Annotated in this window: 13 protein-coding genes; 8 read left to right on the top strand and 5 right to left on the bottom strand. The window is 68.7% G+C overall.

Translation table 11 applies throughout. The features are described from left to right. The first annotated feature begins 40 nt into the window (after positions 1 to 40). The 3 genes from AC3A6B_RS01885 to AC3A6B_RS01875 all read left to right on the top strand — a co-directional run bounded on the left by AC3A6B_RS01885 (position 41) and on the right by AC3A6B_RS01875 (position 3,192). Positions 41 to 349, top strand: a complete 309-nt coding sequence (locus tag AC3A6B_RS01885) for an acylphosphatase (protein ID WP_487835047.1) — start codon at positions 41 to 43, stop codon at positions 347 to 349. 94 nt (positions 350 to 443) lie between these two features. After that, positions 444 to 1,439, top strand: a complete 996-nt coding sequence (locus tag AC3A6B_RS01880; RefSeq protein WP_487835046.1) for a Bug family tripartite tricarboxylate transporter substrate binding protein — start codon at positions 444 to 446, stop codon at positions 1,437 to 1,439. Positions 1,440 to 1,452: 13 nt separating this feature from the next. Further along, positions 1,453 to 3,192 (top strand): IlvD/Edd family dehydratase, encoded by a 1,740-nt coding sequence (locus AC3A6B_RS01875; protein ID WP_487835045.1) that lies wholly within the window; start codon positions 1,453 to 1,455, stop codon positions 3,190 to 3,192. Here AC3A6B_RS01875 and AC3A6B_RS01870 read toward each other — a convergent pair. Continuing rightward, on the bottom strand, positions 3,189 to 4,067 hold the full coding sequence (locus AC3A6B_RS01870; protein ID WP_487835044.1) for a LysR family transcriptional regulator: 879 nt from the start codon (positions 4,065 to 4,067) through the stop codon (positions 3,189 to 3,191). The genes AC3A6B_RS01875 and AC3A6B_RS01870 overlap by 4 nt on opposite strands. A gap of 233 nt (positions 4,068 to 4,300) precedes the next feature. On the opposite strand from AC3A6B_RS01870, the gene AC3A6B_RS01865 reads away from it, so the two are divergent. Further along, positions 4,301 to 5,311, top strand: a complete 1,011-nt coding sequence (locus tag AC3A6B_RS01865; protein WP_487835043.1) for an aldo/keto reductase — start codon at positions 4,301 to 4,303, stop codon at positions 5,309 to 5,311. A 15-nt stretch (positions 5,312 to 5,326) separates the two neighbouring features. On the opposite strand, the gene AC3A6B_RS01860 is transcribed toward AC3A6B_RS01865, so the two are convergent. Both AC3A6B_RS01860 and AC3A6B_RS01855 read right to left on the bottom strand, forming a co-directional pair. Further along, positions 5,327 to 6,358 carry a methionine synthase gene (locus tag AC3A6B_RS01860; protein ID WP_487835042.1) on the bottom strand — a complete coding sequence of 344 codons (1,032 nt, stop codon included), beginning with the start codon at positions 6,356 to 6,358 and terminating at the stop codon, positions 5,327 to 5,329. A 25-nt stretch (positions 6,359 to 6,383) separates the two neighbouring features. After that, a complete protein-coding gene (locus AC3A6B_RS01855; RefSeq protein ID WP_487835041.1) occupies positions 6,384 to 7,535 on the bottom strand; it encodes an ABC transporter substrate-binding protein in 1,152 nt (383 codons plus the stop codon). A 24-nt stretch (positions 7,536 to 7,559) separates the two neighbouring features. On the opposite strand from AC3A6B_RS01855, the gene AC3A6B_RS01850 reads away from it, so the two are divergent. From AC3A6B_RS01850 to AC3A6B_RS01840, 3 genes are read left to right on the top strand one after another with little or no spacing between them, the layout of a single operon-like run. Next, on the top strand, positions 7,560 to 9,974 hold the full coding sequence (locus AC3A6B_RS01850; RefSeq protein ID WP_487835040.1) for a sensor histidine kinase: 2,415 nt from the start codon (positions 7,560 to 7,562) through the stop codon (positions 9,972 to 9,974). 22 nt (positions 9,975 to 9,996) lie between these two features. Continuing rightward, entirely contained in the window at positions 9,997 to 10,374 is a 378-nt protein-coding gene (locus tag AC3A6B_RS01845; RefSeq protein ID WP_487835039.1) for a response regulator, read from the top strand. Continuing rightward, complete coding sequence (locus AC3A6B_RS01840) at positions 10,371 to 11,492, top strand: adenylate/guanylate cyclase domain-containing protein (RefSeq protein ID WP_487835038.1); 1,122 nt, start codon at positions 10,371 to 10,373, stop codon at positions 11,490 to 11,492. Before AC3A6B_RS01845 ends, AC3A6B_RS01840 begins: the two co-directional genes overlap by 4 nt. A 9-nt stretch (positions 11,493 to 11,501) precedes the next feature. On the opposite strand, the gene AC3A6B_RS01835 is transcribed toward AC3A6B_RS01840, so the two are convergent. Next, positions 11,502 to 12,140, bottom strand: a complete 639-nt coding sequence (locus AC3A6B_RS01835) for a Crp/Fnr family transcriptional regulator (protein WP_487835037.1) — start codon at positions 12,138 to 12,140, stop codon at positions 11,502 to 11,504. Positions 12,141 to 12,309: 169 nt separating this feature from the next. Here AC3A6B_RS01835 and AC3A6B_RS01830 point away from each other — a divergent pair, with 169 nt between their 5' ends. Next, a complete protein-coding gene (locus AC3A6B_RS01830; protein ID WP_487835036.1) occupies positions 12,310 to 13,959 on the top strand; it encodes a phospholipase D-like domain-containing protein in 1,650 nt (549 codons plus the stop codon). A 34-nt stretch (positions 13,960 to 13,993) separates the two neighbouring features. Here AC3A6B_RS01830 and AC3A6B_RS01825 read toward each other — a convergent pair whose 3' ends face one another. Then, positions 13,994 to 14,266, bottom strand: a complete 273-nt coding sequence (locus tag AC3A6B_RS01825; RefSeq protein WP_487835035.1) for a DUF4148 domain-containing protein — start codon at positions 14,264 to 14,266, stop codon at positions 13,994 to 13,996. Positions 14,267 to 14,293: the final 27 nt, after the last annotated feature.

The following is a 14,293-nucleotide window of genomic DNA, read 5'->3' as shown; positions in this document are numbered from 1 at the left end:
CGAGGTTGGTATTTACCCTTGCTTGGGGAACAATCGCGCCATGAACCCTGGCGACAAGAACGAGGCGATCGAGTGCCGGCTGGTGCGGATGCGCGGCCGCGTGCAGGGCGTTGGCTACCGCGACGCCTGCGTGCGCCACGCGCGGGCCAAGGGCGTCGCGGGCTGGGTCCGCAACCGCGCCGACGGGTCGGTGGAGGCGATGCTCCAGGGCTCGCGCCGCGAGCTGGATGCCATGTGCGATTGGCTGCGCCACGGCGTGCCCGGCGCACAGGTCGACGCGCTCGAGCTCACGCAGGTGCCGCCGCCTTTCGATCGACTCGATCGATTCGATCAGTTGCCGAGCTTGTAGGAACAGACGCAAAAGAAACTATCTTTTGTCCTTGTCGCAGTCGCTTCAACGCGCGCGCCCGGCTGGCCACACTCCGAGCCCAAGGAGACAAAGCATGAAAGCCAGCCACTTCGCGCGTCGCGCGATCCTTCAGGCCTGCCTGGCCGCCGGCGTCGCGATCTGCGCGCCATCGGCCATCGCCGCCTATCCGGACAAGCCCATCAAGCTCGTCGTTCCCTATCCGCCGGGCGGCGCGACCGACGTGATCGGGCGCATCGTCGCGCTCAAGCTCGGCGAGCTGCTCGGGCAGCAGGTCGTGGTCGACAACCGCGGCGGCGCCGGCGGCAACATCGGCGCCGAGGCGGTCGCCAAGGCAGCGCCGGACGGGTACACCCTGCTGATGGGCGCGCTGACTTCGCACGCGACCATGGCGACGCTGGAGAAGGGGCGCATGCGCTACGACATCGCGAAGGACTTCGCGCCCGTCATGATCGTCGGGTCGGTGCCGCTGGTCGTGGTGGTCAATCCGCAGGTCCCGGTGAAGACGCTGAAGGAGCTCGTCGCCTACGCCAAGGCCAATCCCGACAAGTTGAACTACGCCTCCTCCGGCGCCGGCGCGCCCCAGCGCATGGCGGCCGAAATCCTCCAGCGCGAGACCGGCATCAAGATGACGCACATCGCCTACAAGGGCAGCGGGCCGGCGATGACCGACGTGGTCGGCGGCCAGGTCGGGCTGATGGTCGAGACGGCGCCGGCCTCGCTGCCTTTCATCACCACGGGCAAGCTCCGCGCGCTGGCGGTCACGACGCCGCAGCGGATCTCGATGCTGCCCGATGTGCCCTCGGCGGCGGAGGCCGGCGTTCCGAATCTCGAAGTCAGTTCCACCTTCGGCGTGCTGGCGCCGGCGGGCACTCCCGCGGCCATCGTGGCGCGCCTCAACGAGGCGCTCGCGAAGCTCGTGCAATCGCCCGAGGGCAGGGAGATGCTGCTCAAGCAGGGCGTGTATGCGGCGGCGCCGACGACGCCGGCGAAGTCGGACGAACAGATCCAGGCCGAGATTGCCCGCTGGAAAAAAGTCATCGTCGAGGCCAATATCAAGTCCGACGAATGAGGGCCCGCTGAACATGTCCAAAGACTCCTCCAAGCCCGACGGCACCGACGAACCCTCGGGCATGCGCAAGGGCCTGACCAGCTACGGCGACCAGGGCTTCTCGCTCTTCCTTCGCAAGGCCTTCATCAAGGGCGCCGGCTACACGGACGCGGCGCTCGACCGCCCGGTGGTCGGCATTGCCAACACCGGCAGCGCCTACAACCCCTGCCACGGCAACGCGCCGCAGCTCATCGAAGCGGTGAAGCGCGGCGTGATGCTCGCCGGTGGATTGCCGATGGACTTTCCGACGATCTCGGTTCACGAGAGCTTCGCGGCGCCGACGAGCATGTACTTGCGCAACCTGATGTCGATGGACACCGAGGAGATGGTCCGCGCGCAGCCGATGGATGCGGTGGTGCTGATCGGCGGCTGCGACAAGACAGTGCCGGCGCAGCTCATGGGCGCGGCGTCGGCCGGCATTCCCTCGATCCAGCTGATCACCGGATCGATGCTGACGGGCAGCCATCGCGGCGAGCGCGTCGGCGCCTGCACCGACTGCAGGCGCTACTGGGGCAAATACCGCGCGGGTGAAATCGACGACGAGGAAACTGCCGACGTAAACAACCAGCTGGTGGCGAGCGTGGGCACCTGCTCGGTAATGGGCACGGCCAGTACCATGGCCTGCATCGCGGAAGCCCTGGGCATGACGATGCCGGGTGGCGCCTCGCCGCCGGCCGTCACCGCCGACCGCATCCGCATCGCGGAACAGACCGGGGCGCAGGCGGTTCAGATTGCGCGCGACGGGCTGACCATCGACAGGGTGCTCACGCCCGCCGCCTTCGAGAACGCGATGCGGGTGCTGCTCGCGATCGGCGGCTCGACCAACGGGATCGTGCACCTGGCCGCGATCGCGGGCCGGATGGGCCTGGACATCGACCTGCACGCACTCGACCGCATGGGACGCGAGACGCCCGTGCTGCTGGACCTGAAGCCCTCGGGCCAGCACTACATGGAAGACTTCCACAAGGCCGGCGGCATGGCGACGCTGCTGCGCGAACTCAAGCCCTTCCTGCGGCTCGAGGCCATGACGGTCACCGGCAGGACGCTGGGCGAAGAGATCGAACGCGCGGGGCCGGGATTCGCGCAGGACGTGGTGCGCACCGCGGCCAACCCGATCTATCCGCAGGGCGGCATCGCGGTGCTGCGCGGCAACCTGGCTCCGGGCGGGGCCATCATCAAGCAGTCCGCGGCGGATGCCGAGCTGATGGAGCACGAAGGCCGCGCCGTGGTCTTCGAGAACATCGAGGACCTGGTCCTGCGCATCGACAGCGACGATCTCGATGTCGCGCGCGACGACGTGCTGGTGCTCAAGAACATCGGCCCCAAGGGCGCGCCGGGCATGCCGGAAGCCGGCTACATCCCGATCCCGCGCAAGCTCGCGCGTGCGGGCGTGAAGGACATCGTGCGCATCTCCGACGGCCGCATGAGCGGCACGGCCTTCGGGACCATCGTGCTGCACGTGACGCCGGAGTCGGCCATCGGCGGCCCGCTCGCGCATGTCCGCAACGGCGACCGCATCCGGCTGAGCGTGGCGAAGCGCGAGATCGCGCTGCTGGTATCGGACGACGAGCTGGCACGCCGCGCGAAGGAATCGCCGGTGATCGAGCCGACGGCCGAACGAGGCTATCGAAAGCTTTTTCTGCAGACCGTGATGCAGGCCGACAAGGGGGTCGACTTCGACTTCCTGCGCGCGCCGAAGCCGGACGACCGTTAAGCGCGCCCTTTGCAGACGGCCTGCGCCTCGGCGAGCAGGGCTCTTGCCAGCCCGGCGCGCGGCCCGTGGGTGGCCCAGATCAGGCCCACGCGCCGCACCGGTGCGCGCGCCGGCAGCGCCACGCGCGCGATCGCGAATCCGCTGTTCCACATCGGCGCCCAATCCGGCAGCAGGGCCACGCCCAGCCCCTGGCCGACCAGTGCCGCGACCGCCATCAGGTTGTCGATCTCCAGCCGCTGCCGCACGCTGATGCCGTGGTCGCGCAGGTAGCGGTCGGCCAGCTGTCCGCCCACCACCGAGCGGTCATAGCGGATGAAGGGCTCGGTGGCGAGCAGCTCGTGGGCCTTGCGCCGCGCCAGGGCCTTGGGCGCGACCACGACCAGGCGCTCCTCGAACAGCGCCTGGAAGGTGCAGCCCTTGCCGATGGCGAATTGCGGCTCGACGACGATGGCGGCGTCGAGCGCGCCGGTCGACACCTGCCGGCACAGTTCCACCGAGCTTCCGGGCGCGACGAAGACCGACAGCTCGGGAAAGCGCGCGTACAGCCGCTTGAGCACCAGCGGCAGCACGCTGGTCATGGCCGAGACGAACACGCCCAGGCGCAGCTCGCCCAGCGACGCGCCGTCGCTCGTGACGGCCCGCAGGTCGCGCACGTCGCGCAGCACGTTGCGGGCGCGGTCGAGCATCTTGAGCCCCGTCTCCGTGGGCCGCACCGAGCGGCCGGAGCGCTGGACCAGCGGCAGGCCGATGTCTTCCTCGAGCGCCTTGACGCGCGCGGCGATGGCCGCGGGCGTGAGGTCGAGCCGGCGCGCCGCCTCGGCCATCGAGCCCAGTTCCGCGACGGCGACGAAGCTTTGAAGGTAGCGCGTATCCATCGAGGCGAATGTACAGGCCAGACCCAAAAAATCTTTTGCTTTGACCGCGCTGTCTTCTTGCCTTCGCGAGTGGCCGTCATTCGATACTTCATCCGCATGCCATACGACGAAGCGGCTGCGACGCATGCCCGGCTATCCGCGACCCCGCAAATAGCGCTAACAGGCCCCGAGGCTCTGCACCTTCGCGCCGCGATCACTATGATGGACTGCCGCCACCGCATCACAGCAAACCCATGAGCATTCCCACCACCCGCCTGGGCCGCACCGGCCTGACCGTGTCGCGGCTCGCGCTCGGCACCATGACCTTCGGGCTGCAGACCGACGAAGCCGTCTCGCAGCGCATCCTCGACAAGGCGACCGAGGCCGGCATCAACTTCCTCGACACCGCCGACGTCTATCCGCTCGGCGGCACGGTCGAGACCACCGGCCGCACCGAAGAGATCATCGGCCGCTGGCTGCAGGCTAAAGGGCCGGGCGCGCGCCGCCGCTTCGTGCTCGCCACCAAGGCGGTCGGCAAGGTCGGCCCGAACCCGTGGGACCAGGGCGCATCGCGCAAGCACCTGCTCGATGCGATCGATGCCTCGCTCAAGCGGCTGCAGACCGACCATGTCGACCTCTACCAGCTCCACAGCGACGACCGCGAGACGCCGCTCGACGAAAGCCTGGAGGCGCTCGATGTCATCGTCAGTTCGGGACGCGCGCGCTACATCGGCGTCTCCAACTTCCTGGCCTACCGGCTGGCGCGCGCACTGGGCCGCTCCGAGCTGCACAAGCTCACGCGCTTCGTCTCGGTGCAGCCGCGCTACAGCCTCTTGTTCCGCGAGATCGAGCGCGAGCTGCTGCCGCTGGCCGGCGAAGAAGGCCTGGGCGTGATTCCCTACAACCCGCTCGCGGGCGGCCTGCTCACCGGCAAGTACAAGGCCGGCGCCAAGCCCGAGGACAACACGCGCTTCACGCTCGGCACTGCGGGCACGATGTACCAGGACCGCTACTGGAACGAGCGCAGCTTCGCCACCGTCGCGCAGCTGCATGCGCTGGCCGACGAAGCGGGCGTGCCGCTCGCGACCCTGGCCGTCGCGTGGGTGATGGCCAATCCGCTGATCACCGCGCCGCTGCTCGGCGCCAGCCGGCCGGAGCAGCTCGATGCCACGCTCGCGGCGGCCGACTACAAGCTGGATGCGGGGCTCAAACAGCGGCTGGACGAACTCACCGCCGACTACCGCAAGGGCGACGCGCCGCGCTGAGCCCAGCCGCGCGGGTCAGCCGTAGCGCCGGCGCGCGAGCGCGGCTCCCGCGGCCAGCGCCTGCAGCTTCTGCAGCGCGACGGCGCGGTCCATCGGCGCCAGGCCGCAGTTGGTGCAGGGCAGGAGCCTGTGCTTCGGCACATGCTGCAGCGCCTGGCCGATGGTGTCGGCCACCTGCTCGGGCGTCTCGACCACCTCGCTCGCGACGTCGATGACGCCGACCATCACGTCCTTGCCCTCGAGCAGGCGCATCAGCTGCGGCGGCACGTGCGAATGGAAGCATTCGAGGCTCACCTGCTGGATGCTGCTCTTCGCGAGCGCCGGGAACACCTGTTCGTACTGGCGCCATTCCTCGCCCAGCGTGGCCTTCCAGTCGACGTTGGCCTGGATGCCGTAGCCATAGCAGATGTGGACCGCCGTGGTGCAGCGCAGGCCCTGGGCCGCACGCTCCAGCGCCTTCACGCCCCAGTCGGCGGCCTCCTTCATGTAGACGTTGAAGGCCGGCTCGTCGAACTGGACGATGTCGACGCCGTCGGCCTCCAGCGCCAGTGCCTCCTGGTTCAGCAGCTCGGCGAAAGCCATCGCGAGCTTCACGCGGTCGCCGTAGTGCCGGTCGGCGACGGTGTCGACGATGGTCATCGGCCCGGGCAGCGTGAACTTGATGCGGCGCTGCGTGTGGGCGCGCAGCAGGCGGGCCTCCGCGGCATGCACGCGGCCTTTCAGCCGCAGCTGCGAAACCACCTGCGGCACCATGGCGTCGTAGCGGTTGTCGCGGATGCCCATCCTGACCTTGTGCTCGAAGTCGATGCCCTCGACCTGCTCGAGGAAGCCATGGACGAAGTGCTGGCGCGACTGCTCGCCGTCGCCGATCACGTCCAGGCCCGCGTCTTCCTGGGCCTTGATCCAGAGCAGGGTGGCGTCGGCCTTGGCCTGCGCGAGCTCGTCGCCCTCCAGTTTCCAGGCCGGCCAGAGCTTGCGCGGCTCCGCCAGCCAGGCGGGCTTGGGCAGGCTGCCGGCGATGGTCGAACTGAAGAGGGGACGGGTCATCGGGAATCCTTGGTCATTGGTTCGGCTATTGGATCACCTTGTCCGCCCGGCTCAGCACCGAACGCGGGATGGTGAAGCCGATGCGCTTGGCGGTTTTCAGGTTGATCAGCAGCTCGAACTTGGTCGGCTGCTCGATGGGCAGATCCGACGGCTTGGCGCCTTTCAGGATCCGGTCGACGTAGCGGGCGCCGTCCTTGCCTTCCATGCGGTAGCCGGGCCCGTAGGCCATGAGGCAACCGTTTTCCGCGTAGTCGCCCCGTGCGCAGATCGAAGGCAATCCGCTGGCGATGGCCAGTTCGGCGATGAGTTTCTGGTTCGAATTGGCGACTGGGTTGAGCGTGACCCAGACGGCGTTGTTGTCCGCCTTGACGGCCTGCGCGAACGCGGCCACGTACTCGTCGACGCTGCTGGCCTCCATCGAATAGAGCTCCAGGCCCAGCTTCTTCGCGGGCGCCTGGCTCTCTTCCCACTGCGGGATGGAGCCCGGCGCCTTGCGATCCCAGAGCACCGCGACCCGGGTGACCTTGGGCATGGTTTCCTTCAGCAGCTCCAGCCTCTTTCCGGCCAGGACTGCCGCCACGTTGGTGATCCCCGTGCTGTTGCCGCCCGGCCGCGCCAGGGTCTCGGCTAGGCCGGCCGCGATCGGATCGGTGACGCCCATGAAGACGATGGGAATGGTCCCGGTCGTCTTCTTGGCAGCCTGGGCCGCGTTGGTCGTGACCGTGACGAGCACGTCCACCTCCAGCCGGAGCAGTTCGGCCGCGTGGCTCGGGAGCCGCGCGAGATCCAGGCTTTCATGGCGGTAGTCGATCTGGATGTTCTGTCCTTCGACATAGCCGAGATCGCGCAGGCCCTGCCGGAATGCCTCCAGCCGGGGCGCGTCCGCGCTGGCCGAAACGGCCGCCAGATAGCCCACGCGCGGCATCTTCCTCGCCTGCTGGGCCTCGGCGGCGGGGCCGGCGGCAAGCATCAGCGCGTAAAGAAGAGTCCGCAGGTTCTTGCCATTCATCAGTTTTCTCATCAGAAGCTTCCATCTTCCATAGGCTGATTGGTGGATTTCGCCGAGTCCGCAAAGGCGGAAAATCGGCGCCGCGCCTCTGTGAATGGCGCAGCCAATCGACGACAAAGTGACCGAATCATGAAAGCCCCGGCCGCGCGGACCTCGCTGGGCTTCCATGGCGACGCCCCATCAGCAGTCGAAATGAAAGCAGCCGAGGAAGATGGCCGTGCGATGCCGGATGCCGCTCTGCCGGCAGAGTCTGCACGCGACATCCACCTCGGGCACCTGTTCCGCAAGTACCTGCTGCTGATCCTCTCCTTGGTCATGACTGTGCTGCTGGCGTCGGGCGCGATCAGTCTCTACTTTTCCTATCAGGAAAACAAGGCGGCGCTGGCCAGCCTGCAGCAGGTCAAGGCGCTGGGCGCGGCGTCGCGGATCGAGCAGTACATCGATCAGCTCGCCGAACAGCTGGGCTTCGCTTCGCTTCCGATGTTCGACGAGGCAGACCTGGAAGCGCGCCGCATCGAGTTCCTGCGCCTCTTGCGCCAGGTCCCCGAGGTGACCGACGTGGCGCAGCTCGACGGCAGCGGCCGCGAACGGGTGGCGGTGTCGCGCCTGGGCATGGATTCGATGGGATCGGGCAAGGACCGCTCGTCGGAAGCGGCGTTCCGGAACGCCCGGGCCGGGTCGCCGTGGTTCGGGCCCGTGTACTTCCACAAGGACACCGAGCCCTACATGACGGTGGCGATCCGGTCCGAGGGCGACAAGGGCGCCGTGACGGTGGCCGACCTCAATCTGAAGTTCATCTGGGACGTGATCTCCCGCATCAGCACCGACGACGCCGGCAAGGCCTACGTGGTGGACAGCAAGGGCCTGCTGGTGGCGGACCCCGACATCGGCCTAGTGCTGCGCAAGACCAGCCTGGCGTCGCTGCCGCACGTCAGGGCCGCGGCGGCGGCGAAGGCGCCGGGCCCGCAGGCCATGGTGACGCGCGACCTGCAGGGCGCGGAGGTGCTGGTTTCGGTGGCGCCGATCGGGCCGCTGGGCTGGAACGTGTTCGTCGAGCGGCCGATGGCCGAGGTGTACGCCAAGCTGAACGCATCGATCCTGCGCACCGGGCTGCTGCTGCTGGCCGGCCTGATGGTCTCCGCCGTGGCGGCATGGGTGCTGGCGCGCAACATGGTGCGGCCGATCCGCACGCTCGCCGAGGGCGCGCGGCGCATCGGCGAGGGCGAGCTGGACGCCCAGATCGTCGTCAGGACCGGCGACGAGCTGGAAGCCCTGGCCGACCAGTTCAACCGCATGTCGGCGCAGCTGCGCGAGTCGTACGGAGAGCTGGAGCGCAAGGTCGACCAGCGCACGGCGGAGCTGACGGCCTCGCTCGAGTTCCAGACCGCGGCGGCAGAAATCCTGAAGGTGCTCAGCCGCATGCCGGCCGATCTGCAGCCGGCCTTGCAGGCGATCGCCGAGCGCTCCGTGCTGCGCTGCCGCGCGGACGCCAGCAAGATCTGGCTGCAGGAGGGCGATCACTTCCGGGCCGTCACCGGTTATCCGGTCAAGGACGGCGCAGGGACGGGCCGCGACGACATCCTGCCGACCAGCGCCGGATCGGTGGTCGGGCGCGCCTTCGTCGAAGGCCGCACCATGCATGTGGAAGATGTCGCCCCGAAATCGCTCAGGGTGCCGCAGCGCGGCGGCGTTCGCACCGTGCTGGCGGTGCCGATCGTGCGCGACGGTGCCGCGGTCGGCGTCATCGCCGTCGTGCGCAAGGAAGTGCAGGCCTTTTCGGAGGCGGAAGTGCGCCTGGTCGAGACTTTCGCCGACCAGGCCGTGATTGCGATCCGGAACGCGCGCCTGTTCCGCGAGATCGAGAACAAGGGCCGCGAGCTCGAGGTGGCCAACCGCCACAAGTCGGAGTTCCTGGCCAACATGTCGCACGAGCTGCGCACGCCGCTGAACGCCATCATCGGCTTTTCCGAAGTGCTGGCCGAGCGGATGTTCGGCGAAGTCAACGACAAGCAGATGGAATACCTGCAGGACATCCATTCGTCCGGCCAGCATTTGCTGACGCTGATCAACGACGTGCTGGACCTGTCGAAGATCGAAGCGGGGCGGATGGAGCTGGACCTGAGCTGCATCGACCTCGGCCTGCTCATGGACGACGCGCTGACCCTGGTGCGCGAGCGCGCCCAGCGCGACGGCGTCCGGATCTCCCTCGAGGTCGGCGAGGGGCTGAAGGAATGGGTGGCCGATGCCCGAAAGGTCAAGCAGGTGGTCGTGAACCTGCTGTCGAATGCGGTGAAGTTCACGCCGGCCGGCGGCAGCGTACGCCTGCGCGCCCGGCGCCTCGATGCAGCCGGCCAGGGCGTCGCCGAGGTCAGCGTGGCCGACACCGGCGTCGGCATCGCCCCGGAAGACCAGGCCCTGGTGTTCCAAGAGTTCCGCCAGGCCGGCAGCGACGCGCTGCGCAGGTCGGAAGGCACGGGCCTGGGCTTGTCGCTGGCCAAGCGCTTCGTCGAGCTCCACGGCGGCACGATCCGCGTCGAGAGCCGGCCCGGCGAAGGCGCGACCTTCAGCTTCACGCTGCCGCAGCAGGTTCCGGAGGCCGTGGTATGAGACACAGCGCGGAGGTTGCCGAATGAGCACCATCCTGATCGTCGAAGACAACGACAAGAACATGAAGCTGATGCGCGACGTCCTGCAGCACGCGGGGCACACCACGCTGGAGGCGCAGACCGGCGAGGCGGGCGTGCAGCTGGCCATCGACCACCCGCCCGACCTGATCCTGATGGACGTGCAGCTGCCGGGCATGAGCGGCATCGCTGCCTTGCAGAAGATTCGCGCGCATCCGGTGTTGCAGGCGATCCCGGTCATCGCCGTGTCGGCCTCGGTCATGCCCGAGGACCATCGCAGCATCGTGAACTCGGGATTCGACGCCTTCATGACCAAGCCGATCGCCCTGAAGACCCTGCGCGCGACCGTCGATCGCTTCCTGAAGCAGAAGGGATCGCGATGAGTGCCCACATCCTGGTCGTCGACGACGTCGAAAAGAACGTCAGACTGCTCGCCGACGTGCTGAGCGCGCGCGGCTATCGAACGAGCACCGCGGCCTCCGGCGAGGAAGCGCTGGCGCGCATCGCCGCCGATCTGCCCGACCTGGTCCTGCTGGACGTGATGATGCCGGGGATGAACGGCTACGACGTGTGCCGCGCGATCCGTGCCGATCCGGCATGCGCGGTGCTGCCGGTGGTGCTGGTGACCGCGCTGGACCCGGAGCACGAGCGCGTGAAGGGGCTGGAGGCGGGCGCGGACGACTTCCTGAGCAAGCCCATCCACCAGGCCGAGCTGATGGCGCGCGTGCGCTCCCTGCTGCGCGTCAAAGCCCTGTACGACGAGGTCCAGCGGCAAAGGGCCGAGCTGCAGGCCTGGAACCTGACGCTCGAACAGCGCGTGGCCGATGCCGCCCGGCAGCTCGAGCGCGTGGGGCAGCTCAAGCGCTTCTTCTCGCCGCAGCTGGCCCAGGCGATCCTGGCCGGCGGCGCCGACGATCCGCTGCAGAGCCATCGGCGCGAGATCACCGTCGTCTTTCTCGACCTGCGCGGCTTCACCGCCTTCACCGAGACGGCCGACCCCGAGGAGGTGATGGCCGTGCTGGGCCAATACCACGCGGCGATGGGGCGGCTGGTGCTGGCCCACGAGGGCACGCTGGAGCGCTTTTCCGGCGACGGCATGATGATTTTCTTCAACGACCCGCTGCCGGTGCCCGACGCGCCGGAGCGCGCGGTGCGCATGGCGGTGCGGATGCAGCAGGAGATGCACCACCTCAGCAGCCAGTGGCGCCGGCGCGGCTACGACTTGCACATGGGCATCGGCATCGCGCAAGGCTTCGCGACCATCGGCAGCATCGGTTTCGAAGGGCGTATCGACTACGGGGCCATCGGAACCGTGACCAACCTGGCCGCGCGCCTGTGCGGAGAAGCGGAGGGTGGCGAGATCCTGCTGTCGCAGCGCGTCCAGGCCGCCTTGCAGGAGGCGCAGCCCGAAGGCGAGTGGTCGATCCAGCAGGCGGGCGAGCTGTCGCTCAAGGGCTTTCAGCGCCAGGTGCCGGTATGGCGCGTGGTGCCGGGTCCCTAAGCCGGGCCGCTACCAGGCCGGCGGCAGCTTGCGCAGGATCACAAGGCGGCCGTCGCGCTGGGTGACATAGCCGCCGGCGGTGAGCTCCTTCATGACCCGGTTCACCATCTCGCGCGAGGAGCCGATGCGGCCGGCGATGTCCTGCTGCGTCAGCTTGTGGCGCAGCACGCGCTCCTCGCCGGCCGGCTCGGACAGCTCGATCAGCACGCGCACCATGCGGCCGTAGACGTCCTGCAGCGCAATGCTGCGAACCTGCTCGGTCAGGCGCCGCACCATGCGGATCAGCTTGTGGGTCAGGTGCACCGCAAAGTCCGGGTGCTCCGCGAGGAACTGGCGCAGCTCCGAACCCTGGACCACGCGGCAGCTGCAGGCCGTGAGCGCCTTGATCGATGCCGAGCGCTTCTCGCCGTCGATCGAGAGTTCGCCGAAATACTCGCCGGGACCGTACTCGGCGAGCACCACCTCGCGGCCGTCCTCCGAACTGGCGTAGACCTTCACCCGGCCGCTCAACAGGATGTAGAGCGAATCGGTCGTGTCGCCCTCGTTGATCAGGATCGCGTGGGCGGCGAACGAGCGCGTCGACCCGTGCGGCGCGATGGCATCGAGCAGGGGCTGCGGCAGGCGGTCATTGGCGTCGTCGGAATTCATCGGTCACTCCGGGTGCTGCGCAGGGGGCGCGGCCAGGCGGCTGCATGGCGGCAAACGATTATCGGGCGCGCCGCCGGCTGTGACCAATGTCACATCCGTGCGGCGCACTGCGCACTCGTGACAAAGGGGGGCTCTGCATAGATTAGAGGCACACCAGAGAGAGCCTGCCATGACCTCCCTTTTCCCCCGCTGCCCCCTGCTGATCGCCCATTGCGTCGGCCTGCGCCTGATCGCGCTCGCCCAAGCCAAGGCCGACCCGCGGCTGGCGGTGTGGGCCTTCGTCGTGGTGCTGTTCGGGATGCTGACGGCCTGTGCCGGCTTGCCGAGCGGCGTGCAGCGCCCGAACTCGCAAGCCCGCATCGACGTGGCCGACACCCGCCTCGCCGCGGTGGCCGCCGCATCGATGCCGGCCGGCAACGGCCAGCTGTCGGGCATGCGCCTGCTGCCCGCCGGCGACCAGGCTTTCGAGGCCCGCATCGCGCTGGTCCGTGCAGCCGAGAAAAGCATCGACGCGCAGTACTACCAGATCGCCGACGACCTGTCCGGCCGGCAGTTCCTGCGCGGGCTGGCCGACGCCGCCGCCCGTGGCGTGCGCGTGCGCCTCCTGGTGGACGACCTGCACGCAGCCGGCCAGGACGCGCTGCTGGCCGGCCTGGCCGCCCGCCCGAACCTCGAAGTGCGCATGTTCAACCCCTTGGCGGTGCGCGACGGCGGCGTCGCCTCGCGCGTGCTGTTCTCGCTGCACGAGTTCTCGCGCGTCAACCGGCGCATGCACAACAAGCTGCTGGTCGCCGACAACGTGTTCGCGATCACCGGCGGCCGCAACATCGCCAACGCGTACTTCGGCCGCAGCGAGCCCGCCAACTTCATCGACATGGACATGTTCGCGGCCGGACCGGTGGTGCGTGAGCTGTCGGCGGTGTTCGACGGTTACTGGAACAGCGAGCATGCCTATCCGATCCAGAGCCTCGCGGCAGCGGAGTTTTCGTCGGAAGCCGCCCGGCGCCAGTTCGACGACACCGTGCGTGCAGCCGGCGCCGCCGAGCTGACGGTGGCGGCGCGCGATCCGCTCGGCCAGAGCAGCGTCGGCTCGCAGCTGGCGAATGGGCGCCTCGAACTGCACATCGCCGCCGCCCGCGTGATCGCCGATGCGCCGGCCAAGGCCGCGCTGGGCGATGCATCGCTCGCCTACGGCGCCGTCATGAACGGCAAGCTCGAGCTGATGCAGTCGGCGCGCTCCGAGGTGCTCGTCGCGTCGCCCTACTTTGTTCCGGGCCGGCGCACGTTGGAGATCCTCAAGCAGGCCACCGACAACCGGGTGCGCGTGTCGGTCATCACCAACTCGCTGGCCACGACGGACGAGCCGCTGGTGCACTTCGGCTACGCGCGCTACCGCGGTGCCTTGCTGCAGATGGGCGTCTCTCTGTTCGAGCTGATGCCCGGCGCCGAGACGCGGGACGGCGCCGCCGGCGAACTGCGCGGCTCGCTCGGCCGCCTGCATGCCAAGGTGGCGGTGGTGGACCAGCGCTGGCTCTACATCGGCTCGCTGAACATGGACCGCCGCTCGGCCCACTCCAACACCGAGATGGGGTTGATCGTCGACAGCCCGGCGCTGGCCGGGCAGGTGGCAAGCCTGCTGCAGGGCGAACGGCTGCCCCGGAGCTACCAGGTTCGCAGCACCGCCGACCAGCCGGGACTCCAGTGGGTCGCGCAAGACGGACAGGACAAGGTCGTGTTCGCAGACGAGCCGAACTCGAACTGGGGCCAGCGGCTGCGCTTGTCGGTGGTGTCCATGTTCGTGGACGAGGAACTCCTCTGAAGACGGGCGGCGCCTTACGGGCGCCGCTCTGTTCTCAGTTCTCGCCGTAGGTGGCTGCGCCGCCGGCCGCAATGGCCCGGGCACCTGCGCGGACCATGGCGCGGTCGGCCACGCTGATGGGAGCCCGCACGCCGGTGCCGCCGTTGCTGATCTGAATCGGCGTTCTGGCCTGCGCCTGAACCGCCGCCCGCGTCATCGTCGACTGGAAGGGCGGGGGCGGCAGGGGGTTCTGCTCGCCCTGGAAGGCTTGCGCAGCAAAGACTGCGAGGCTGCCGAGGGCGGCGATGGCGGTGCGCTTCGTATCCATGGCGGGACTCCAAAAAAAAGTGGGTCG

It is taken from the genome of Variovorax sp. Soil_C_33, assembly GCF_057656935.1.
Note: the sequence above shows the minus strand (reverse complement) of the source record. Positions and strands in the feature narration are given on the sequence as shown.

What these genes read in the sequence shown, in the direction of transcription:
- AC3A6B_RS01825 (WP_487835035.1), bottom strand. Translation starts at nt 14,266, where the DNA reads ATGGATACGAAGCGCACCGCCATCGCCGCCCTCGGCAGCCTCGCAGTC.
- AC3A6B_RS01840 (WP_487835038.1), top strand. Translation starts at nt 10,371, where the DNA reads ATGAGTGCCCACATCCTGGTCGTCGACGACGTCGAAAAGAACGTCAGA.
- AC3A6B_RS01865 (WP_487835043.1), top strand. Translation starts at nt 4,301, where the DNA reads ATGAGCATTCCCACCACCCGCCTGGGCCGCACCGGCCTGACCGTGTCG.
- AC3A6B_RS01855 (WP_487835041.1), bottom strand. Translation starts at nt 7,535, where the DNA reads ATGGAAGCCCAGCGAGGTCCGCGCGGCCGGGGCTTTCATGATTCGGTC.
- AC3A6B_RS01850 (WP_487835040.1), top strand. Translation starts at nt 7,560, where the DNA reads ATGAAAGCAGCCGAGGAAGATGGCCGTGCGATGCCGGATGCCGCTCTG.
- AC3A6B_RS01870 (WP_487835044.1), bottom strand. Translation starts at nt 4,067, where the DNA reads ATGGATACGCGCTACCTTCAAAGCTTCGTCGCCGTCGCGGAACTGGGC.
- AC3A6B_RS01845 (WP_487835039.1), top strand. Translation starts at nt 9,997, where the DNA reads ATGAGCACCATCCTGATCGTCGAAGACAACGACAAGAACATGAAGCTG.
- AC3A6B_RS01875 (WP_487835045.1), top strand. Translation starts at nt 1,453, where the DNA reads ATGTCCAAAGACTCCTCCAAGCCCGACGGCACCGACGAACCCTCGGGC.
- AC3A6B_RS01860 (WP_487835042.1), bottom strand. Translation starts at nt 6,358, where the DNA reads ATGACCCGTCCCCTCTTCAGTTCGACCATCGCCGGCAGCCTGCCCAAG.
- AC3A6B_RS01885 (WP_487835047.1), top strand. Translation starts at nt 41, where the DNA reads ATGAACCCTGGCGACAAGAACGAGGCGATCGAGTGCCGGCTGGTGCGG.
- AC3A6B_RS01830 (WP_487835036.1), top strand. Translation starts at nt 12,310, where the DNA reads ATGACCTCCCTTTTCCCCCGCTGCCCCCTGCTGATCGCCCATTGCGTC.
- AC3A6B_RS01835 (WP_487835037.1), bottom strand. Translation starts at nt 12,140, where the DNA reads ATGAATTCCGACGACGCCAATGACCGCCTGCCGCAGCCCCTGCTCGAT.
- AC3A6B_RS01880 (WP_487835046.1), top strand. Translation starts at nt 444, where the DNA reads ATGAAAGCCAGCCACTTCGCGCGTCGCGCGATCCTTCAGGCCTGCCTG.